17 protein-coding genes are annotated in these 21812 nt (G+C 69.2%); 15 read left to right on the top strand and 2 right to left on the bottom strand.

The window, feature by feature from the left end:
- Positions 1-3 precede the first annotated feature (3 nt).
- The 7 genes from AC5592_RS14675 (at position 4) to AC5592_RS14645 (ending at position 13280) form a co-directional block, all read left to right on the top strand.
- Positions 4-3357, top strand: a complete 3354-nt coding sequence (locus AC5592_RS14675; RefSeq protein ID WP_063064494.1) for a type I polyketide synthase — start codon at positions 4-6, stop codon at positions 3355-3357.
- The gene (locus AC5592_RS14670) at positions 3354-9635 is read left to right on the top strand and encodes a type I polyketide synthase (RefSeq protein ID WP_063064493.1); all 6282 of its coding nucleotides are present in this window, start codon (positions 3354-3356) and stop codon (positions 9633-9635) included. The genes AC5592_RS14675 and AC5592_RS14670 overlap by 4 nt, the downstream gene beginning before the upstream one ends.
- Entirely contained in the window at positions 9632-10537 is a 906-nt protein-coding gene (locus AC5592_RS14665; protein ID WP_036505441.1) for a 3-oxoacyl-[acyl-carrier-protein] synthase III C-terminal domain-containing protein, read from the top strand. The genes AC5592_RS14670 and AC5592_RS14665 overlap by 4 nt, the downstream gene beginning before the upstream one ends.
- Position 10538: 1 nt before the next feature.
- Entirely contained in the window at positions 10539-11870 is a 1332-nt protein-coding gene (gene fabD, locus AC5592_RS14660) for an ACP S-malonyltransferase (RefSeq protein WP_063920308.1), read from the top strand.
- An 84-nt stretch (positions 11871-11954) separates the two neighbouring features.
- A complete protein-coding gene (locus AC5592_RS14655; RefSeq protein ID WP_063064492.1) occupies positions 11955-12263 on the top strand; it encodes a hypothetical protein in 309 nt (102 codons plus the stop codon).
- Positions 12260-12691, top strand: a complete 432-nt coding sequence (locus AC5592_RS14650) for a hypothetical protein (protein WP_063064491.1) — start codon at positions 12260-12262, stop codon at positions 12689-12691. Before AC5592_RS14655 ends, AC5592_RS14650 begins: the two co-directional genes overlap by 4 nt.
- Positions 12681-13280, top strand: coding sequence for a TetR/AcrR family transcriptional regulator (locus AC5592_RS14645; protein ID WP_063064490.1), 600 nt, complete (start codon positions 12681-12683; stop codon positions 13278-13280). Before AC5592_RS14650 ends, AC5592_RS14645 begins: the two co-directional genes overlap by 11 nt.
- 20 nt (positions 13281-13300) lie before the next feature.
- Here the strand turns inward: AC5592_RS14645 and AC5592_RS14640 are convergent, their stop codons facing one another.
- Positions 13301-13519, bottom strand: a complete 219-nt coding sequence (locus tag AC5592_RS14640; RefSeq protein WP_036505435.1) for a hypothetical protein — start codon at positions 13517-13519, stop codon at positions 13301-13303.
- Between the two features lie 89 nt (positions 13520-13608).
- On the opposite strand from AC5592_RS14640, the gene AC5592_RS14635 reads away from it, so the two are divergent.
- From AC5592_RS14635 to AC5592_RS14625, 3 genes are all read left to right on the top strand, one after another.
- The gene (locus tag AC5592_RS14635) at positions 13609-14646 is read left to right on the top strand and encodes an AraC family transcriptional regulator (protein WP_157121866.1); all 1038 of its coding nucleotides are present in this window, start codon (positions 13609-13611) and stop codon (positions 14644-14646) included.
- 254 nt (positions 14647-14900) lie between these two features.
- On the top strand, positions 14901-16661 hold the full coding sequence (locus AC5592_RS14630) for an FUSC family protein (RefSeq protein WP_198163835.1): 1761 nt from the start codon (positions 14901-14903) through the stop codon (positions 16659-16661).
- Positions 16661-17212, top strand: a complete 552-nt coding sequence (locus tag AC5592_RS14625; protein ID WP_051025048.1) for a MarR family winged helix-turn-helix transcriptional regulator — start codon at positions 16661-16663, stop codon at positions 17210-17212. Before AC5592_RS14630 ends, AC5592_RS14625 begins: the two co-directional genes overlap by 1 nt.
- Before the next feature lie 83 nt (positions 17213-17295).
- Here the strand turns inward: AC5592_RS14625 and AC5592_RS14620 are convergent, their stop codons facing one another.
- Positions 17296-18399, bottom strand: coding sequence for a glycosyltransferase family 4 protein (locus AC5592_RS14620; RefSeq protein ID WP_167331998.1), 1104 nt, complete (start codon positions 18397-18399; stop codon positions 17296-17298).
- Positions 18400-19278: 879 nt separating this feature from the next.
- On the opposite strand from AC5592_RS14620, the gene AC5592_RS14615 reads away from it, so the two are divergent.
- The 5 genes from AC5592_RS14615 to AC5592_RS14595 are packed head-to-tail and all read left to right on the top strand — an operon-like array spanning position 19279 to position 21809.
- Positions 19279-19659, top strand: coding sequence for an ATP synthase subunit I (locus AC5592_RS14615; RefSeq protein WP_030515130.1), 381 nt, complete (start codon positions 19279-19281; stop codon positions 19657-19659).
- Positions 19656-20417, top strand: coding sequence for a F0F1 ATP synthase subunit A (gene atpB / locus AC5592_RS14610; RefSeq protein WP_174372335.1), 762 nt, complete (start codon positions 19656-19658; stop codon positions 20415-20417). The genes AC5592_RS14615 and atpB overlap by 4 nt, the downstream gene beginning before the upstream one ends.
- A gap of 56 nt (positions 20418-20473) precedes the next feature.
- Positions 20474-20725: a F0F1 ATP synthase subunit C gene (locus AC5592_RS14605; RefSeq protein ID WP_025352811.1), complete on the top strand. Its 252-nt coding sequence runs from the start codon at positions 20474-20476 to the stop codon at positions 20723-20725.
- Positions 20726-20733: 8 nt separating this feature from the next.
- Entirely contained in the window at positions 20734-21234 is a 501-nt protein-coding gene (locus AC5592_RS14600; RefSeq protein WP_036505341.1) for a F0F1 ATP synthase subunit B, read from the top strand.
- The gene (locus tag AC5592_RS14595; protein WP_051025046.1) at positions 21234-21809 is read left to right on the top strand and encodes a F0F1 ATP synthase subunit B family protein; all 576 of its coding nucleotides are present in this window, start codon (positions 21234-21236) and stop codon (positions 21807-21809) included. Before AC5592_RS14600 ends, AC5592_RS14595 begins: the two co-directional genes overlap by 1 nt.
- The last annotated feature ends 3 nt before the right edge of the window (positions 21810-21812 follow it).

The following is a 21812-nucleotide window of genomic DNA, read 5'->3' as shown; positions in this document are numbered from 1 at the left end:
GATATGTCCGCAGCACCTTCCGAATCCGCCGGCACCGGCGGTGCGACACCCGACCGCGAACAGCGCATCGCCGCGGCCCTGCGTGCGGCCCGCGAGCGGCTGGCCGAACCCCGCCCGGCGGAACCCGTCGCGATCGTCGGCATCGGCTGCCGGTTCCCCGGCGGCATCACCGATCCGGACAGCCTGTGGGACATCGTCGCCGGCGGTGTCGACGCCACCGACGAACAGCCCGGCGATCGATGGGATGTGCAGCGGTTCTACGATCCGGACCCGGACAAGCCCGGCACCATCTACACCACCCGCGGCGGATTCCTCGACGCCGTGGACATGTTCGACGCCGACTTCTTCGGCATCTCCCCGCGCGAAGCGCACGCGATGGATCCGCAGCAGCGGCTGCTGCTGGAAATCGCGTGGGAGGCGGTGGAGAACGCGGGTATCGCGCCCCAGCGGCTGCGCGGATCCGATACCGGGCTGTTCGTCGGATTGAGCTGGCGCGACTACGACCGCGTCGCCGTCGCCGATATCCCCGAGGCCATGAACGCCTATGCGGGACTGGGCAATACACCGAGTATCGCGGTGGGCCGGGTGGCGTACACCCTCGATCTGCACGGACCGGTGTCGCTGGTCGACACCGCGTGCTCGTCGTCGCTGGTGGCGGTGCATCAGGCGGTGCAGAGCCTGCGCAACGGCGACTGTTCGACCGCGCTGGCCGGTGGCGTGAATCTGATCCTCTCGCCGTTCTCGACGATGTTCTGCTGCCGCATACGCGCGCTCTCGCCGGACGGCCGCTGCAAGACCTTCGATGCCTCCGCCGACGGGTACGGCCGCGCCGAGGGGGCCGGTCTGGTGGTGCTCAAGCGGTTGTCGCAGGCCCAGCGCGACGGCGACCGGATCTACGCGGTGATCCGCGGCTCCGCGGTCAACCACGACGGCCGGACCGGCGGGCTCACCGTGCCGAGCGCCCGTGCCCAGGAGGCGGTGGTGCGGGCCGCGCTGCGGACGGCGAATGTCGAACCGGCGCAGGTGAACTACATCGAGGCGCACGGCACGGGCACCGCCCTGGGCGATCCGATCGAAATCGGCGCGCTGAATTCCGTCTTCGGCGCCGCCCGGGCGCCGCTGTGGGTCGGGTCGATCAAATCGAATTTCGGGCACGCCGAGACGGCTGCGGGGATCGCCGGCCTGATCAAGGCGGCCCTGGCCGTACAACGCGGTGTGGTGCCGCCGACCCTGCATGTGCGGGAACCGAATCCGCGCATCGATTGGGCGTCCGGCTCGGCGCGGGTGGTCACCGAGACCACACCGTGGCCGGCGGGATCGCGGATCGCGGGTGTCAGTTCGTTCGGGTTCAGCGGGACCAACGCGCACGTGGTGGTCGAACAGCCGCCGGTGGCCGCTGCACCCGGCACCGCCGTGCCCTCGGGTCTGCTGACGCTGTCCGCGCGGACCGACGAAGCGTTGCGGGCGCAGTCGCGGCGCTTCGCGCTGGCGCTGCGCACCGCCGAGCCCACACAGCTCGAATCTATTTGTGCGACAGCGAATCTAGGCCGGAATACGTTCGAACATCGGCTCGCCGTCGTGGCCGGGAGTACGACCGCGATGGCGGCCGCCTTGGACGCCCACTCCGCCGGGCAGTGGCAGCCGGCGGTCGTGACCGGCCATGTGCCGCGCGGTCGCGCCGTGCGCACCGCCCTGTTGATCGGCCATCGCGAACCCGGTGTGGAGCCGCTCGATCGCGAGAACTACACCGGCTCCGGCGTTTTCCGCGCCGCGGTCGACGAATGCCTGGACGCGACCTCGTCCCGGGAGAGTTTTCGTACCGCCCTGTTCGCGGGGCTCGCACCCCATCAGGCGCAGCGGGTACCCGGCCTGGCGGATGCGCTGGCCTTCGTACACCGCTACGCCCTCACTCGCCAACTGCTGGCATTCGGACTGGGCCCGGCGGCCGTCCTGGGCGTCGGGGTGGGGGAGTACGTCGTCGCCGCGATCGCCGGAATTCTGGAACCCGCTGTGGCACTGCGCGCCTCGGTGTCGACGGCGGCCCTGCTCGGTGAGCGTGCGGTGGCACGCACCGACGACGGTGAGCTGCTCGACGCGGTGGTCCGCGAAACCGGTGCGCGCCTGTGCGGTCACACCGGCAACCGCTACCTGCTGGAGGCCGGTCCCGGCGGCCGCGAGCCGCTGCTGCACCGCCTGCGCGCCGCCGGTATCGCCGCCACGACCCACGCCGAACTGCGCGACCACCTGGGAACGGCCGTGCCCGACCTGGGGCAGCCGGGCGAGCCGGAACTCACCGTCGTCTCCGCGCACACCGGGACGCGCCTCGGCCGCGAAGCAGCCGATCCCGCCTACTGGTCGGCCCGCCCGCTGTGGCCCGCACACCTGGACCGAGCCTTCGACACCCTGCGGGAACTCGACTGCACCGTCGTCGCCGAAGTCGCGGGGGCGACGCTGACCGACCTCGGCGGCACCCGCCTGACCGAATCCGAGAACCGCCGGCTCACCACGGGTACCACCCGCGGCGAGCTGACCCGGTGCACGGCCGGACTGTTCGCGGCCGGAGCCGTCGACGACCTGCGTGACCTGCACGGCGCCCACTACCCCCGGATCACGCTGCCCACCTATCCATTCCAACGCCGCCGGTTCTGGGTGGAAGCACCCGGCTCGACCCACGGTGAACCGAGTGCACCGGCCGCGACGGCGCTCCCACCGCATGCCGAAGCGCTCGGCGTGGACGCCCGCGACGCCGCCCGGACGGCCGGACTCGACGCGGCCGACGCGTCGCGTCCGGCCACGACCGCATCGGGCGAAGTCCGGGGAGCTGCCGCCGATTCCACCGTCCCCGAATCGCCCGCGCGCACCGGAGCCGGTGCGACCGTGCCGAACGCCCCGGCGATCGCGGACGTCGCACCCGCGCGGTCGGACGCGGACCTGTTTCTCCTGCGCCGCCGGGTGAGCGTGGTCGTCGTGGCGAGTATCCGGCAGGTGTTCCAGATGCCGGAGTCCGATCCCGTCGATCTGCACACCCCGTTGCAGGAACTCGGTTTCGACTCGTTGATGGCGATCGAACTGCGCACCGTCCTGGGCCGTGCGCTCGCACTGCCGATCGAGGCGGCGTTCGCCTTCGAATTCCCCACGGCGACAGCGCAAATCACCGAACTCACCGCTCGGTTGGCCGTCGCGCCGACGATTCCGCCCGAACCGGTTGCGGAACCGGCGACCGCGGCGGACCCGCACCCCGCGCCGTTCGACATCCCCGTCAGCACGACCCGCACGCCGCTCGACGGGCTGAGCGAATCCGATCTCATCGCGCTGGCTCGCGCGGAAGTGGCCGCCCTGGAAGAGGTGCTGCGTTGACCCCGACCGCGACGAATCCGAGTGCGCTGCCCGAGGGCGGCGACAGCAGCGAGGCCTTACGCGGCGCCATCGCCGCCTTGCGCACCGCCCGTGGGGCGTTGGCCCAGCGCAGTGAGCCGGTCGCCGTGATCGGTGCGGGCTGCCGCCTGCCCGGCGGGGTCGATTCGCTGGACGGATTCGCCGAATTCCTGCGTGCGGGCGGCGACGGTGTGGTCGACATTCCGTCCGACCGCTGGGACGTCGAGCACTACTACGACGCCGATGCCGACGCACCCGGCCGATCCTTCATCGCGAAGATGGGCGCCCTCACCGATATCGGCGATTTCGATGCCGCCTTCTTCGGTATCTCACCGCGCGAGGCCGAGGCCATGGACCCGCAGCAGCGGCTGCTGCTCGAGGTCACGTGGGAGGCGCTCGAACACGCCGCTGTCGCACCGGAAACCCTGCGTGAGAGCCGAACCGGCGTCTTCGTCGGCATGTGCCCCAACGATTACGGTGCCGCGGCCACCGACCCGGCGGCGATCGACATCTACTCCGCGACCGGTCTGGCGCCGTCGGTGGCGGCCGGGCGGATCGCCTATCACCTCGGACTGCAGGGCCCCGCCCTGGTCGTCGACACCGCATGCTCGTCCGCGCTGGTCGCGCTGCATCTGGCGGTACAGAGCCTGCGTTCGGGCGAGTGCGATCTGGCCCTGGTGGCCGGAGTAAATCTGATCGTCTCCCCGCAGTCGATGATCTCGATGTCGAAACTGCGGGCGCCCTCGCCGAGCAATCGCTGCGCACCCTTCTCCGCGGCCGCCGACGGACTGGTACGCGGCGAGGGCTGCGGCGTGGTCGTGCTGAAGCGCGAATCCGCCGCTCACGCCGCCGGCGACCGCGTACTGGCCTCGATCGTGGCTACCGCCGTCGATCAGGACGGTCGCAGCAACGGCCTCACCGCCCCCAACGGCCGCGCGCAGGAACAGGTGCTGCGGGATGCGCTGCGCGAGGCCAAGGTGGAAGCCGGCCGCATCGACTACATCGAGGCACACGGCACCGGCACCCCGCTCGGCGATCCGATCGAATTACGCGCGCTCTCGGCGGTTTTCGGCGCCGAACGCGACCGTCCGCTGCTCGTCGGATCGGCCAAGGGCAACCTGGGGCATCTGGAACCGGCCGCCGGGATCGCCGGGCTGCTCAAGGCCATCACGGTCGTCCGCGACCGGATCGTCCCGCCCACACTGCATTTCGACGCGCCGAATCCGCTGATCGACTGGGATGCCACGCCGATCGTGATCCCAGCGGAGGCGCAGGAGATCCCCGGCGCCGAACCGGTCTACGCCGGGGTCAGCGCGTTCGGATTCAGCGGGACCAACGCCCATACGATCATCACCGCGGCCCCCGTAACCGGGCCGGCACCCGAGGAAGCCGCCGAACCGGCGCGGGAACTGCTGGTCCTGCCGCTGTCGGCGGCAACCGGGCAGGCGCTGCGAGAGACGGCACTTCGCCTGCGCGACGAATTGGGAGCCGGTACGCCGGCGCGTGACCTGTGCTTCACCGCGTCCCGCCGCGCCGCCCTCGACCATCGTGCCGTGGTGATCGGCGAAACCGCCGCCGCGCTGCAACGCGGCCTTACCGCCATCGCCGAGGACCGTGACCGCGCGGGCGTGATTCGGGGCCGCCGCGGCGAACCGGGCGCGCTGGTCTTCGTCTTCGCCGGATTCGGTGGGCACTGGCCCGGGATGGGCGCCCAGCTCATGGCCGAACATCCGGTCTTCGCGGAGGCGGCGCGGCGATGCGCGGCCGCGTTCGAACCCCATCTGGGCATCGATATCGCGGAACTGCTGGCCGCCGGCGAATCCGACGGCGGCCGTATCGATCTCGCCCAGCCCATGTCCTTCGCCGTGCAGATCGGATTGGCGGAGTTGCTCACGGCGAACGGATTCCGCCCCGATGCCGTCATCGGCCACAGTGTCGGTGAGATCGCGGCCGCCCGGGTCGCGGGGGCACTGAGCCTCGCCGACGCGGCCGCGGTCATCGTCCACCGCAACCGGGTGCTGCGCGCGATCGAGGGAACCGGCGGCATGCTGTCGGTGCCGATGAGCGTCGGCGAGCTCGACGGATGGCTGGAACGGATCGAAGGCGAATTCGACCTCGCCGCGGTGAACGGTCCCGCGCAGGTCGTCGTCTCCGGCTCGGTCGCCGATCTCGACCGGCTCGAAAAGGCTCTCGCCGCAGCGGGTTACGACCCGCGCCGGGTGAAGATCGAGTCGGCCGCGCACAGTCGCCAGCTGGATCCGCACCTGGACGCCTTCGCCGAGCGGATCGCCGGCATCACCGCGATCCCGGGTGGCCGGGCCGCATTCCTGTCCACCGTCGAGTCCGATTACGTCCCCACCGGTGCGCTGACCGCCGACTACTGGGCCCGCAATCTGCGCAGCACGGTCCGGCTCGACGAGACGGTCGAGCGGGTGCTCGCGGAGGGTCCGGCGACCTTCGTCGAGATCGGGCCGAATCCTGTTCTGGTCGACGGTATCCGCGCCCGCATCGACGCCTCGAACGACCGGGGCGCGGTGGCCGGTTCGCTGAAACGCAACGGCTACGCGCGCCGCGACATCCTGGAGCTGATCGCCCGGTTGTACGTGCACGGACTCCCCGTGGACTGGGCGGCAGCCGGGGTGCGCGGCCGGATCGTCGACCTGCCGTCGTATCCGTGGCAGCACAAGCGGTTCTGGGCGCGCTCCGATTGGGACGTGGCCGCCGAACAGCACGGCGGCCAGGCGGTGGTCGAATCGTCCGTCAGCGGCGAACGCCTTCTGCAGCGGGTGGTCGATCCCGCCCGCTCGCCCTGGCTGCTCGACCACGCCGTGGGCGACACCCCCGTCGCCGCCGGTGCCTGGTTGGTCAATCTCGCCGCCGCGGCACGCTTGCAGCACGGGTTCGGACCGGGATGCCATTTCGCCGATATCCGGTTCGAACGGGTGCTGACCTTGTCCGAGCCCGGCCGCCGAGTCCAGGTGGTGTTGCGCGACAACGAATTTCGGATCAGCGCCCGTTCGGCCGAGTCGGGCGGCGCGGCCACGGTGTGGACCGAGCACGCTCGCGGACGGATCGTCGCGGGCGAGCACCTTCCCGAGGCGCCGGGCCTGAGCGCGGCACAGCGGCGCTGCCGCACCGCGGTCGACCCGCAGGATCTCTACGCGGCCTACACCCGCAACGGCACCCGCTACGGGCCCGCGTTCCGCACCGTGACGGAATTGTCGGTCGGCGACGGCGAGGCGCTCGGCCGGGTGAGCGCGGTCACCGGCGCGCGTGATCCCGAGCAGGGGGTGACGGCGGCCGCGGTGCTGGACGGATGTTTCCAGGTGGTCGGCGCCCTGGCCGGGGACGAACTGTTCCTGCCGTCCGCGATCGGCGCCCTGTCCGTCGCCGATCACATTCCGCCGCAGGTCCACGCCCATGTGCGCCGCTACTCCCGTGCGGGACGCCTGCAGACCGCCGATCTCGACATCTACGCCGACGACGGCGCCCTCGTCGCCACGGTGCGCGAGTTGACCGCGACCCGCGTCGACGGCGCGGATACCGCCGAGGCCGCCGTCCTCGCGGTCGATTGGCAGCAGCGCCCGCGCACCACCGGCCGGCTCTCGGGGCGCTGGGTGGTCGTCGGCGGGGACGCGGACGACGACGCACCGCTGGGATCCGCGACGCTGATCCGGGCGCTCGTCGCAGCGGGCGCCGAGACCGCCACCGCAGCCGTCGCGCCGAGCGCCGACGAGAGCGAATCGGAGGCCGCGACCTTCGACGAACCCGCGGACCACATCCTCTACCTCGCCGGAACCGAGGACGGCGCAACGGCATTCGCCGATCTCGCCGCCCTGCTCGGCCTCGCGCGCGCCCTCGTGCGGATGCCCTCCGCGCCGCGCCTGTGGGTGGTCACGCGCGGCGGACAGGCGGTGGCGCGAGAATGCGTCGACCCGTGGCAGGCCGGTCTGTGGGGTTTCGGCACGGCCCTGGCCGCCGAACACCCCGAATTGCGAACCACGCTCATCGACCTCGCCGCCGATGCGGGCGTGGACGGCGACGACGCGGCCGACCTGGTCGCGGAACTCGCCGACGGCAGTGAGCGACATATCGCGCTGCGCGCCGGAATGCGCTGGGTCGCGCGCCTCGACCGGGTCCGGCTGAATCCGGATCCGCCCGTCGTCGCAGCCGGAACCCGCGGGTTCGGGGTGGATATCGACGAGCCGGGCCGATTGCAGACGCTGACGCTGCGCGGACGCGGCCTGCCGCGACCGGGCCCGCGCGAGGTCGTCATCGCCGTGGCCGCGGCCGGTCTCAACTTCGCCGACGTCATGTGGGCCATGGGCTTCTTCTCCGATCTCGACGAGGTGCCACTCGGATCGGAATGCGCCGGCACCGTCGTCGCCGTGGGCGCCGAGGTCGATACGGTGCGCGTGGGCGATCGAGTGGTGGCGGTGGCACTGAACAGCCTGGCCACCCATGCCGTCGCCGACGCGGCGCTGGTCCATCGGCTGCCGGAGACGTTCCCGCTCACCGACGCCGCGGCGCTGCCCACCGCCTACACGACCGCGTGCTACGCGCTGGAACATCTCGCCCGGGTGCGCGCGGGCATGCGCATCCTGATCCACTCGGGCACGGGGGGAACGGGTTCGGCGGCCATCGCCATGGCACGGCGACACGGACTGGAGATCATCGCCACCGCGGGTACCGAGGACAAGCGCCGCTACCTGCGCGAGCTGGGCATCGAGCACGTCTTCGATTCGCGCACTACGGAATTCGAGCAACAGGTGCTCGACGTCACCGCCGGTGCGGGCGTGGACATCGTGCTCAACTCCCTCACCGGCGCGGCCGCCGAGGCGAGTCTGCGCACGGTCGCCGCCGACGGAATCTTCCTCGAGCTCGGCAAACGCGATATCTACGGCTCGGGGCGGCTCCCACTGGAACATTTCAAACGCCGCATCACCTACACCGCCGTCGATATGGCCGGACTGCATCGCGAACGTCCCGCCGTCTTCGCCGAACTGCTGCACCACACCCTCGACCGCGTCGTCTCCGGCGAACTGACACCGCTTCCGGTGCGGACCTATCCGATCGCCGCGGCGCCCGAGGTCTTTCGTCTCATGAGCACCGGCGCGCACACCGGGAAACTGGTGCTGGTGACCGACGACGCGGCCACCACCGACATCGTGCGCGGCGCCGCCCAGGGGCTGGCCGAACCCGGCTGCATCCTGATCACCGGCGGCCTGGGCGGGCTCGGTCTCGACCTGGCCCGCACCCTGGTCGAACGCGGCGGCGCGCAGATCGGGCTGCTGGCCCGCCGCGAACCGAATGCCGAGGAACGCGCGATCATCGACGAACTCAATGCCGGGGGCGAACGGGTCCGGGTGGAGCACGCCGACGTCGCCGACGCGGCCGAGGTCGGCGCCGCCGTCGCGCGGCTGCGCTCCCGGGTCGGTCCCGTGCGCGGTGTGTTCCATCTCGCGGCCGTTCTGCGTGACGGCGTACTGACCAATCAGAGCTGGGCCCAGTTCGATCCGGTGCTGCGCCCGAAGGCGTTGGGAGCGTGGAATGTCCACCGCGCCGTGGCGGGTGATCCCGTCGAGTACTTCGTGATGTATTCCTCCACCGCGACGGTGCTGCCCTCGGGCGGTCAATTGAACTATGCCGCCGCCAACGCGTTTCTCGACGGCCTGGCCCACTACCGGCGCGCCCAGGGGCTGGCGGCCACCGCGGTGGCGTGGGGTCCCTTCCGCGATACCGGGCTCGCCGCGCGTAGCACCGCGACGGAGGAGTTTCTGGCGGGCCGCGGAATCCGCTCGCTGACACCGGCGGCGGGGTACACACTGCTGGAGACGCTGCTCGACGACGGCCGCCCCCGCGCGGCGATCATCGGTCTCGATGCCGACGCCTGGCTCGGCGCGCACCCCTTCGCGCGTACCGTACCGCTGTACGAACCGTTGCGCGCCATGGGTTCCGGCGCCACCTCGGCCTTGGCGGAGGAGTTGCGCCGCCTCCCGGCCGAGGAGCGCGAGGCCGCGCTGTGGGAGCTGCTGCTGGGCAGGACGGCGGCGGTTCTGCGCATCGACACCGACGAAATCGACCCGGCCACATCGTTTCTGGAGCTCGGCATGAGTTCGTTGGCGCTGCTCGAATTCAAGAACGGACTGTCGGCCGCCCTGGGCATCGACCTGCCCGGCGCGGTGCACTGGGAACATCCGACCGTACGGGCGATGCACCGCTATCTGTCCGCCCGCTTACGCGAGGAGGAGTCCCGATGAGCGTCTATCTGCACGGGATCTCCTACGCGGTCGGCGCCCGCGAGCCGATCGCCGGCCTCGAACCGCTGCGGGACGATCCGGCCATGCTGCGCGATATGCACGGCCTCGGCCTGTACCACTACTGCCGCACCGAACAGACGCCGCTGCAACTGGCCGCGGAAGTGGTCGCGAGCACCCTCGACCGGATCCCGGTCGATGCCGCCGAGATCGACCTGCTGGTCTACGCGTCGTCGAGCCCCGAAACCGGCGCCCTGGCCGGTGGTGACTTCCTGCGCTTCTGTGAGCGTTTCGGCCTCACCCGCGCCACTCCGATCGGTGTCACGCTGGCCGAATGCGCGAATTTCGGCAGTGCCCTGCGCATCGCGCACAGCCTGGTCGCCGCCGGATCGGCCCGCAACGTCCTGGTGGTCACCTCCGACGCGTGCCCGGACCCGCACGCCCGCATTCTGCGCGACGCGCTCTCGGTACTGAGCGACGGCGCCGCCGCCTGTCTGATCACCTCCGCCGAACCGTCGCGGATCGAGGTGCTCGGCTCGAACCAGGGCACCAACCAGCTGATCCGGGTGGCGAAGATGCCGGCCCTGGCCGGGCTGACCAAGCGGGGCCTGTCCCGCGCCGTCGCCGATATGCTCGACCGCGCCGGCCTGGACCGCGGCGACGTGCGGCGCATCATCGCCAACAACGTCAACGAGGAGGCCGTGCGATTCATGGCCGATTCGGCCGGACTCGACCACGACCTGTGCTACCTGGACAACATCGCCGACTACGCGCACGTGCATTCGGCCGACAACCTGATCAATCTGCAGACGTATCTGGAGGACGGCGTCGCGCCGGGGGAGATCGTCATGACCATCAGCCACGGGTTCGGCACCTGGGGCGTCGCACTGTTGAGGATCGCCTGACATGCTCGCATTCGTATTCCCCGGTCAGGGCGCGCAGTTCCCCGGTATGGGCAAGGCGCTGGCCGGCACCTACCCGGTCGCGCGCGAGATATTCGACCGTGCCGACGCGGCGATCGACTTCGGCCTGAGCGAGCTGTGCTTCGCCGGCGACCCGGCGGAGCTGGCCCGGACCGAGTACGCCCAGCCCGCGATCCTGGCCACCAGTGTGGCGGCCTATCGAGTGCTGGTGTCGGAGACCGGCATTCATCCGACGGTCGTGGCCGGGCACAGCCTCGGTGAGATCACCGCCCACGTCTGCGCAGGCGCCCTCGACGTCGAGACCGCGGTGCGTCTGGTGCGTCGCCGGGGCGCCCTGATGCAGGAAGCGGTGCCGCCGGGGGCGGGCGCGATGGTGGCGGTTATGGGTCTCGGCGCCGACGAGGTCGACCGGATCTGCACCGCCGCGGCGCAATCCGAGGTCGTCGCGGTCGCCAACTACAACGGCGCGAGTCAGGTGGTGATCTCCGGGCACACCGGCGCCGTCGGCAGAGCCCGGCAACTCGCCGAGGAACACGGGGCGATCACCCGTGCGCTCGACGTCAGTGCGCCGTTCCACTGCGCACTCATGGCACCGGCCGCCGCCGCGTTCCGATCCGAACTCGCCCGCGCCGAATTCATGCCGCCGCGAATTCCGGTGGTGGAGGGCACATCCGGGCGGTGGCGTACCGACGCCGACCCGGTCGACTCGCTGTCCGCGCAGATCTGCGCACCGGTGCGCTGGGATGTGGTGATGGCCGGACTGGCGGCCCGCGGTGTTCGATATGTGATCGAAGCCGGGCCCGGCGCACGTCTTACATCCATGCTGCGCCGATCGGAAAAGGGCATCGGCACAGCGCATTTCGGTGAGCCGCAGGATCTCGACGCCGTCGTCGCTCTCGTCGGTGACCGGCCGTGGCTGCGGCACGAGCCCGGATACTGGCAGCATGGTGACCGCGGCGACCTGTACGCGCCCGGTAGCTCGGAGATCGTCTGGGCCGGTACCGACGAAGCCGAGCCGATGACCGACGCGGCCTGGACCACCCGTTCGGACGGCTCGCGGCTGCGTCGCTACGGCCCGATGGCGGTGATCACGGCGGACAACGCGCTGCGCACCTACGATCCGGCCGTCTGGACGCCGCGCGAGGACGGGGCCTATGTGCGCCGCGACCACACCGCCGTCGAGCACCCGGCCACCGGCGGTGACGGCTTCGACCCGGCGGACTGGATCGTCGACCCGTCCGGGACCATGCGCCGCCGCGACGGCTCCCGCGTCATCTGGCCCGATGGCGACGAGTGGAGCTTCGCTGTGCCCTGATCGCTCTCATACGGTCGTATTGACCGAAGCCTCATACGTTCGTATGGTAGGTCTCATACGAACGTATGAAAGGGGTGGGCGCCGATGTTTCGTCTCGTGGAACTGCTCGGCCTGTGCGCGCCGCTGCTGGGAGCGGCGCTCGTGCTGTACTACCGCCGGCGGCTGGGGCGCGCCTTCGGCAGTGCGGTACTCGCCGCGGTGGTGGCAATGATCGGTTCGGTGGCCGGGCTGGTCACGAGCCGGGCGATGTGGCTCGGATCCGGTGGCGCCGAGGGCATGACGCATCGCATGGAGTTCGGCGCCGGCGTCCGCAATCTCCTGCTGGTGCTGGCCTGGGCGCTGCTGCTGGTCGCCATCCTGCGCCGTCCGGCGCGACCGGAGCAGGTGCGATGAGCGGCGCGCAGGTGGTGTTCGGCGCCGGTGAACTGGCGGTGGTGGTACTGGCGGGGGTCTCGCTGGTGGCCGCGACGCGATTGGCGCGCAGCTATCGCATCGCCGGGTGGTCGCTGGCCGCGGCGGCGGTGCTGTGGCTGGTTGCCGAGGGCGTACGCCTGCTGCAACTCGAAGCGGTCCTGCCCGCCTTGCCGGGGCCGGACCACGAATCGGCTCGCTTGCTCGTCACCCTGCTCGGCGACACCGTCTACTTCGGTCTGGGCGGTGCCGGGGTGCTGCTGCTGTTCTTCGCGGCCGTCGTGGAGCGGACCTCCCGAGGCGACGGCCGCCGGGAACCCGTGGCACTGGCGCGTCGAGTGGGGGCACAGGCATGGCGCTACTATCGGGCTCGCGATCAGCGGGAGAGGAGTCGACGCGGTGGGCGTTGAGCGGACCGGGGTAGCGGCGGACGCAACCGCGACGGACCGTCGTGGCCACCTGCTCGACCGGCTGGCCGATGTCATCGCCGAGGACGGTATCGAGGGCGTCAGCATCCGCACGCTGGCCGCGCGCGCCGAGGTGTCGATCGGTACGGTGCAGTACTACTTCTCGACGAAAAACGAACTCCTCCATCGGGTTTGGGAGTATGTGCGGGACGAGGCCGCCCACCGTTTCGATGCGGCGGCGGTGGCGCGACTCCCGCCGGCCCAGCGTTTGTCCCGTCTCGTCGACCTGCTCATCGCTCCCGACAGTGAGGATCGCCTCGCCCGGGTGTGGTTCGCGCTGGTCGCGCGTGCCGCCCACGACCCCGAGATCGCGGCGCTGCATCGTGCTCAGTGGCAGCGCACGGAGGATCTGATCGCCCGGGCGCTGGTCGCCGTGAATCCGGAGCGGACCGCCGAATCCGGTGATGCCGCAGCGGAACTGGTGGCGCTGCTCGACGGGCTGACGCTCGCGGTCCTCACCGAACCCGATCGCATGCCGCCTGCCCGGGCGCGCCGGATCGCGCGTAGCTGGACCGGTCGCTGGGCGGGCTAGCGGCGACCGCTGGTGCGTTGTCAGTGCACCCGTGAGGAATCCGGAATCAGCCGGCCTTCCTCGACCAGCACTCGCAGCGCGGCGCGCCGGCGCGGGCATTCGTCGGTCCGGCAGCCCCGGTGCATCTGCATGATCTGATGCGCCTTCTGCGGGGTGAGGTCGAGCGGTTCCATCCAACAGGTGCTGAACATATCCACGGTGTAGTCGCCCTCCTCGATCCCTGCCTGCCCATCGGCCATCCCGTGCCGATGTCGGTCTGTCGAGGTTATGCCCCCACTTTCGGGGGCCGGAATGTGCCGAACGGACCGAATATTGGTAATTTCGGACTGTGGTTGGGATCGGTACGCCGTCCGATGTGTTGCCGCACGGCAGCGTCAGTGTGCGAATGATGGTCAGTGTCGGGCTCGCGCATGGATTGGACGAACCGCTGTTATTGGCGGGCACCGGAATCGAGCCCGCGGATCTGGCCGATGAACAGCTGCGAATTTGGCCGGATCAAGAATTCGCTGTCGCGCGCAATCTGATTCGCGCGCTCGGCGACCGGCCCGGCCTCGGCGTGCAGACCGCCGCGCAGGCCTCCCTCGGCAAGGCCGGTCTGGTCGGCCTCGCGGCCCTGGCCAGCGCGACCATGCGCGATGTGCTCAACATCGCGGTCCGCTACCAGGATCTGGTCTCGGTCTCGGCGCGCTATCACCTGGAGGAGTCCGGCGGCGACGAGGTCGCACTGGTGGCCGACGGCTCGGGAATACCCGCGGACCTGCGTGGATACTTCGTCGAACGCGAGGTGGCGCTGATCTTCGTCGCCGAGCGGGCGCTCGATGTGACCATCCCCGCCGTGCGCCTGGAACTGGAGCTGGGTGCCGATCGGGCTGCCGCACTGGCCGAGTTCGCCTCGATCGACAACATCCTCAGCGACTGTCCGCGGACCGCGCTGGTACTGCCGCGCTCGTTCCTGGATCTGCGCATGCCACATGCCGATTCGCATACCGCGAACCTGATCGAACGGCAGTGCCGCGAGGCGCTGCAGGTGCTGCTGGACGGCGGCTGGAAGTTGTCGACGCTGGTCCGCGAGCGGCTGCTGCGCGAACCGGGTTCGGTGCCGTCGATGGCCGAAGTGGCCGCGGAGCTGCACATCAACGTCCGTACGCTGCGCCGGCAGCTCGCCGCCGAGGGCGCCAGTTTCCGCGGCCTGCTCAACACCGTGCGGGAGAGCACCGCGGCAGAACTGCTGCGCGCCGGGTCGACGGTCGAGGATGTGGCCCGCCGGCTCGGATATGCGGAAACGGCTAATTTCACTCATGCCTTCACGCGGTGGATGGGGATGTCGCCGCGGGCATACCGCCAGTCGCTGACTCGAAATCGATAGCGAATCGTGTCCTGACCCGTATTCGGATTTCGCCGAATCCGTGATTTCCGGTGCCCGAAACAATGTGTGGCACGGTGTCCCGGATAACTCACTGCGGCCTATTTCGCAGCCCGCATTCTGCATTCGCAATATGGCGACCGAATGCCGAAAAATTGCGCCGAGCGGAGTGGGTGGCCGCTCCGCCGCCCGCCCTGTCGGAAGCGAGTGCTGCCCGTCATATAGTTTCCTAGTAAAATACCTGTTAATCTTCTCGGGTGTCGCATCGTGCCCCCTCCTCCCCAGCTGCCGGTTTCCGTACCACCCTGCGGATGCTGTCGCTGCGAGGCGTGTTCCGAATGCGACCGGTCGCCGACACCTGGTATCAGGCGGCGCTGTGCGCGGTGATCGCCATCGGCGGGCCGGAGGTCGTGCTGCTGGCCACCGGACAGGTGCAGCTGGCCTTCTACACCAGCGCCGGCGGTCTGTGCGCCCTGTACGGGCACGGCCTGCCGTATGCCGCCCGCGGCCGCACGCTGGCCTGGGTGGTGCTCGGGATGTTCGCCGGCACCGCGGTCGCGTTGACCGCGTCGGCGCTGATCGAATCCGCGGCGGTGCGGGTCCTGGTGATCGCGGTGCTCGCCGGGCTGTACAAGCTGGTCTGCGATGCCTCCCGGATGGGCCCGCCCGGCAACATCATCTTCACCTTCGTGGTCTCCAGCGCGGCCTTCATCCCGCAGCGCACCGAGCAACTCCCCGGCCACCTCGCCCTGATCCTGCTGGGCGGCGTCCTGGCGTGGTGTGTATGTATGGCCCCGGCACTGATCCGCCCGCACGGACCGCAGCGGCTCGCCGTGGCGCGCGCCCTCGAATCGACCGCCCGGCTGCTGCGAGTGCCGCTCGACGATGCCGGAGTGCCGCGTGCCCGGCACGACGCCGCGGTCGCCGTGCAGGCCGGATGGACCGCGCTGGTCCGGGTGCCCGCGACCGCCCGCACCGCGGCACAACGCACCGCGCTGGCCGGTCTGCTGGCCCGCGCCGAAACCCTCGCCGCCACCACCCGGCCCGCCGATTCCGAGTTGGCCCGGTATCCCTCCGATGCCGGAAGTGCCGGGGCGGAAACGGATTTCACGGCAATCCGGGAGCGAACCCGAATCGACGCCGACACCCTCGAGCAGTACGCGCGCACCCTGCGCCGCGGCCGCGACATCCCCCGGATCCATTGCGCCGCAGCCGAAGAGTCGGAGATTCGCGGGATGGGCCTCGGCCGAACCGGAGGCGTCCGCGGTGCGGCGTTGCGGCGCGTGGGCCGTGCCTTCCTGCCCGGTGCCGCCGGACTGCCGCTCGCCACCCGCGTCGCCCTCGGTTCCGCGGCCGCGGGCTGGATCTCGTTGGCGCTGGGCGTGAATCGCCCGTACTGGGCGGTGATGACCGCCGCCGTTCTGATCGTCGCCAACACCGCGCAGTCGTGGCAGCGTACTGTGCAACGCGTGCTGGGCAATCTGGTGGGTGTCGCGCTGTTCACGGCGGTGGCGCCGTGGGCGCACAGCGCCGTCGCGCTGGTGGTGATGGCTCTGGTCTGTCAGGTGATCGTCGAGGCCACCATCTCCCGGAACTATTGGGTCGCTTCGGTGTTCATCACACCGATGGCTCTCGCGATGGTGGAGTTCGCCACTCCGCGCCCGGCCTCCGAACTCGGACTCGATCGCTGGCTCGACACCTGCGTGGGTGCGGTGATCGCCGTCCTGATCTGTTTCGCCGTACCCAATCGCCGGGTCACCGACCGGGTGACGGCGGCGCTGGGCGAACTCGATGCCGCGATCGGCCGCGCCCGCCTGGTGGTGGACTCCGGTACCGGCGGTCCCGCCGACCGGGCTCGGCTCGCGGCCGCCCTGATCGAGGTGCGCACCTGTGCCGACACCGCCGCGGGGGAGTGGTGGAGCGCGCCGCTTCCCGACGAACGCATCGTCGCCGCGGAACGCACCGGACATCAGCTGCTGGATCGGTTGCCGGTCCGTACCCTCGCGGCGGTGTCGTGATGACCGCGCGGACTCCGGCCGGAACGCGCGGCGCCGTCGCCGACACCGCCGACGATGCCGTCGCCGAGGTGATGCGGCAGTGGGCGCGGGCCGCGCCCGAGCTCGATCTGAGTCCGATCGCGGTGATCGGCCGCATCACTCGCTGTGCGGCGCTGCTGCAACAGGTCGCCGACGCACCGCTCGGCGACGAGGACTTGGCGCGACCGGAATTCGACATTCTGCTGGCGCTGCGGCGCGTCGGCGGTGAGCTCACGCCGGGCCGGCTGGCACGCGAAACGTTCGCCTCGCCCGCCGCCGTCACCAAACGGCTGCGGGGACTGGAAGAGCGCGGGCTCGTCGGCCGGCGGGCCGATACCAGGGACCGGCGGGTCTCCCATATCGCGCTGAGCGCGGACGGCCGTGCGCTGATCGATCGGCTGATGCCGCGCCAGCTGGCCTACGAGGCGGGATTGCTGTCCGGACTACCGGACGACGACCAGCGCGAACTCGCCCGCATCCTGGCCGATGTGCTGGTGCGGTGGGAAGGGCGCTTCGGCGGCTTGCCCCGCTGATGCCCGCGGCGACTCGATCGGCGAGGACGCCCGCATCCGGTCGTGCGAGACGCGGACCGGATGCGGGTGGATTCGCCTGCGAATCAGCCGTTTCCGACGGCCGAGAGCGGGCGGATCAGGGGAACGCCGTCGGATGCGACGGGTACCGGGACACCGGCGAGTTTGTCGATCGCCGCGTAATAGGCGGATTCGTATCCGGCGCCCAATTGGTCGACGGAGAACTTCTCCACCACCCGGCGCCGGCAGGCGGCCGGGTCGATCTCGTCGGCCGCGGCGATGGCCGCGGGCAGTTCGGCGGGATCGTCGCAGATGATGCCCGTGACCCCGTGGTCGACGACTTCTTCGACCGCGCCGCCACGCAGAGCCACCACCGGGGTGCCGCAGGCCATCGCCTCGATCATCACGATGCCGAACGGCTCCTCCCAGCGGATCGGGAACAGCAGGCAGCGCGCCGAGGCGAGCAGCAGCCGTTTCGCGATCTGATCGGCCTCGCCGAAGACGAAATCGGTGTCGCGCAGCAGCGGCCGCACCGCGTTCTCGAAGTAGGCCTTCTCCGGGGGCTCGTTCATCTTCGCCGCCAGCACCAGCGGGATCCCCGCCTCGTGCGCGGCGTGCAGGGCCAGATCGGGACCCTTGTACGGGGCATAGCGCCCCAGAAACAGGCCGAAGTCCTGTTTGCGGGTCTGGAACGGCCATTCGGCCGGGCGGACCGTGTTGTAGACGCGGCCGACCCAGTTGAGATTCTCCGCGAGTGAGCGCTGCCGATCGCTGATCGCGACGAACTGCGCGGTATCGGTCAGCGAGGTGTAGTACTCCTGCGCTTCCCCGTCGACCGGACCGTGCACCGTGACCACGGTCGGAATGCCGAGGGCGGTGTACATCGGAGCGTTGAGCGGCCCCGCGAAGGTGTGGTCGTGGACGACATCGATCCGTTCGGTCTGCGCCAGTTCGGTGATGATGCGCCGAACCTTGAGCGCGTTGAGAACCTCCGGGAACGGATCGCCGAGGCGATCGGCGAGGATGTCGTCCCATACCCGGATGAACCGGGCGGTAGTCCCGGAGCGGCCGGCGCCCAGCAGGGTCACCTTGTGCCCACGTGCTACCAGTGCGTCCGCCAGTTGAGCCACCACGGCTTCGACGCCGCCGTAACCGGCAGGCGGCACTTCGAAGTACGGCGGTGCGACCATCACGATGTGCAAGGGCGCGCCGGATTCGTGGAGCCGGTAGATCAAGGATTCCGAGTCCGCCAGTGAAGCGTCCTCCAACGAGGCCGAGTACGCCGATTCCGGGTAGTGCAAGGAGTCGTCGTACTCGACGGGACTGGAGCCGGACGGACCCGAGGAATCCGAGCCTGACGGGTTACTGCTCATGGTACTGCCTCCTCAACGTGTGAAGCTGCGACCAAGCATGGCGAGAGACCAGAAACCACCAGGCGTCTCTCGGGACTTCGGTTTCCCTCATCGGGCGGGCCGGAGCGACCCGGTGGGTGATGTACCCAGCAGACGTCACGGTAACCCCTCGACAGTAAATTGTCCGGGAATGCCTGGTAGAACACGAAATTTGTGCGACCTGACCTGGGCCGACGGGTGGGATTGCCGAGCCGTAGGACATCGCGGCGGACCGTGTCGCCGCCCCTGCCGGGGTGTCCGGGGCCGGCGGCGGGCTTCGGCGGCACCGCCCTCGGACGCCCGGGGCGCACATATATAAGGCATAGATGAATCGACGAACCGAAATCTCGACAATTCGGGCAATATAGACAAATTGCAATTGCGACGCGCCGATGATTTTACCGTTTCACGGCAGAGTATTGACCGTTGATTTACCATTGCCGCACCGCTGCGAGCGGCGTCCGAATGTCCCGGAAAACGCCCTCATTTGCAGGTCGTACGGCGTAGAAGACGATAGCCGGTCGATGACTGAGCCTATTCGCCCGGAGCGTCCGGCGCAAAATTCAAGATCAAGTATATGAAGATCAAAAATGTTGCTACGCAAGAAGGTTGGTCTGTGTAAGCTGACCTCGATCACGACCTACTACGAGGTGGGATGGCGGCGATGGTGGTGTCGCAGTGAGTATCGACAAACTCCGGCTGCGCCGTGCGAGCTACATGGTAGCCGCATTCGGTGTGCTGGCTTTGGTGGTGACCGGTCCGCTGGATCGGTTGATGTTGGGTGTTTTCATCTGTATCGGGCTGGGGCTGGGATGGCTGAACGCGCAATTGACATTGCGATCGGTCACCGGCATCACCCGCTCGGAATCGCCGAATAAGCAGGCGCTGGCCTTGTCGACGGCCGCGCGGCTGATCATCGTCACCGTGCTGGCGATCATCGTGGCGTTCCTGACGCGCCCGAACGGTGTGGGCATCTTCTTCGGACTCGCGTTGTTCCAGGTGATCCTCGTCTTGCATACCGTCGTGCCCGAGTGGAGAGGGCTCCGTCAGCAGTCATGAGCAGCACTATCGCGACGATGATCCTGGCCGATGAAGAGCCGAAGATCGAAGTAGGTCACCACGCCACCACCGAACTCTGGGGATTGACGTTCAACGTCGACACCATCCTCTCGACGGCGGTCGCCGCGGTGATCGTCATCGCCTTGGCTCTCTTCCTTCGCATGAAGATCACCTCGGGCGTACCGAACGGCGTCCAGTTGTTCTTCGAAACCGTCACCGTGCAGATGCGTGGGCAGGTGGAGTCCGCGATCGGCATGCGTATCGCGCCCTTCGTATTGCCGTTGGCGGTAACGCTTTTCACCTTCATCCTGCTGTCGAACTGGATATCGGTGCTGCCGATGCAGTACGGCCGCGGCGAATTCATCTTCCCCCCGGCCTCCGATGTCAATTTCGTCTACGCCCTGGCATTGTTCGTCTTCGTCTTCTACCACGCCGCGGGTGTCAGACGCCGCGGTCCGGTGACGCACGTGAAACAGTTGCTGAAGGGCCACACGGGGTGGGGGCCGATGGTGTTGATCAACATCATCGAAGAGATCGCCAAGCCGTTGTCGCTGTCGCTGCGATTGTTCGGAAATATGTTCGCCGGCGGCGTCATGGTCGCGGTGATCGCACTGTTCCCGTACTGGATCGCGTGGGGCCCCAACGCCATTTGGAAGTTGTTCGACTTGTTCGTCGGCGCCATTCAGGCGTTCATCTTCGCGCTTTTGACCGTCCTCTACTTCAGCCAATCCATGACGCTGGAGCACGAAAACCACTGAACGGCAGTCCCGATCGGCCCCACCGATCGGTCAACGTTGGAGAACAGGAAGAGAAAATGGCAGCAGATCCAGCAATCGTCCAGGGTGCCCTCATCGGCGGTGGCCTCATCATGGCCGGTGGCGCCATCGGCGCGGGTATCGGTGACGGTCTGGCCGGTTCGGCACTGATCAACGGCGTCACCCGGCAGCCCGAGGCCGAGGGCCGGTTGCGCGGTAACTTCTTCCTGACCGTCGGTCTGGTCGAGGCCGCGTACTTCATCAACCTCGCGTTCATGGCGCTGTTCGTATTCGCAACTCCCGGTAAGTAATCGGCGAGATGTCCGCGCGAACCGATGTGGTGGCCGAGGGGAACTTCCTCATCCCCAACGGCACCTTCTTCGTCGAGCTGATCATTTTCCTGATCGTGCTCGGAGTCATCTGGTTCTTCGTCGTTCCGCCGATCCGCAAGGTGCTGACCGAACGCGAGGAGCGGGTGGAGGCGACCGCCGCCAACGCCAAAGAGGCGAAACAGGTCTTCGCCGACGCCCAGGCGAAATATGAGACGGCGCTGGAACAGGCCCGTACCGAGGCGGCCGACATCCGCAACGAGGCACGGGCCCAGGGCCGGGCGATCATGGACGACCTGCGGACGCAGGCACAGCAGGAGGTCGACGGCATCGTCGCCGAATCCGCTGCCCATCTGCGCGCCGAGGCCGACCGCGTCAAGTCCGAGCTGCGACTCGAGGTCGAGCCGCTGGCCCAATCGCTCGCCGATCAGGTGATCGGTGACAGTCGCCACGCCGGCACCGCCGGTCGTAGGAGGGGCAGGGATTCGTAATGATTGACACCAGCGGCGGTGTGCTTGCCGCAGGCGGATACCAGATCACCTTCGACTGGCCGGTCTTCTTCAGTCAGCTGTTCGGCTTCGCCGTCATCATCTACATCATCTGGAAATGGGTCGTCCCGCCGGTGAAGAGGTTGATGGCCAAGAGCCAGGACGCGATCGCCAAGCAGCTCACCGAAAGCGATCACGCGGCACAGCAGTTGGAGGAGGCCAAGCGCTCCTACGCGAACGCCCTCACCGAAGCGCACACCGAACTCGAGCAGATTCGCGCCGACGCGCGCGCCGACGCCGAGTACATCGTGGCGCAGATGCGAGAAGCGGCCGCGGCGGAGGTCGAACGGGTGCGACGGCAGGGCCGCGATCAGGTCGCCCAGCTGCGTCGCCAGATGGTGCGCGATCTGGAAACGGATCTGGCGGCCGCGATGCTGGCGATCACCGAGGAGAAGGTGCGCGACCAGGTGGCCACCCCCGAGGCGAAGTCGGACAGTATCGAACGGTTCCTCGAGGACCTGGAGATCCTGGCGAACTCGTCGTCGGTCAAACGGCAGGCCCAACCGGGCTGGAACTGAACA

This window comes from Nocardia violaceofusca NBRC 14427 (genome assembly GCF_963869435.1).
Lineage (GTDB): Bacteria > Actinomycetota > Actinomycetes > Mycobacteriales > Mycobacteriaceae > Nocardia > Nocardia aobensis.
This window is presented reverse-complemented; position numbering and strand designations above follow the sequence as displayed.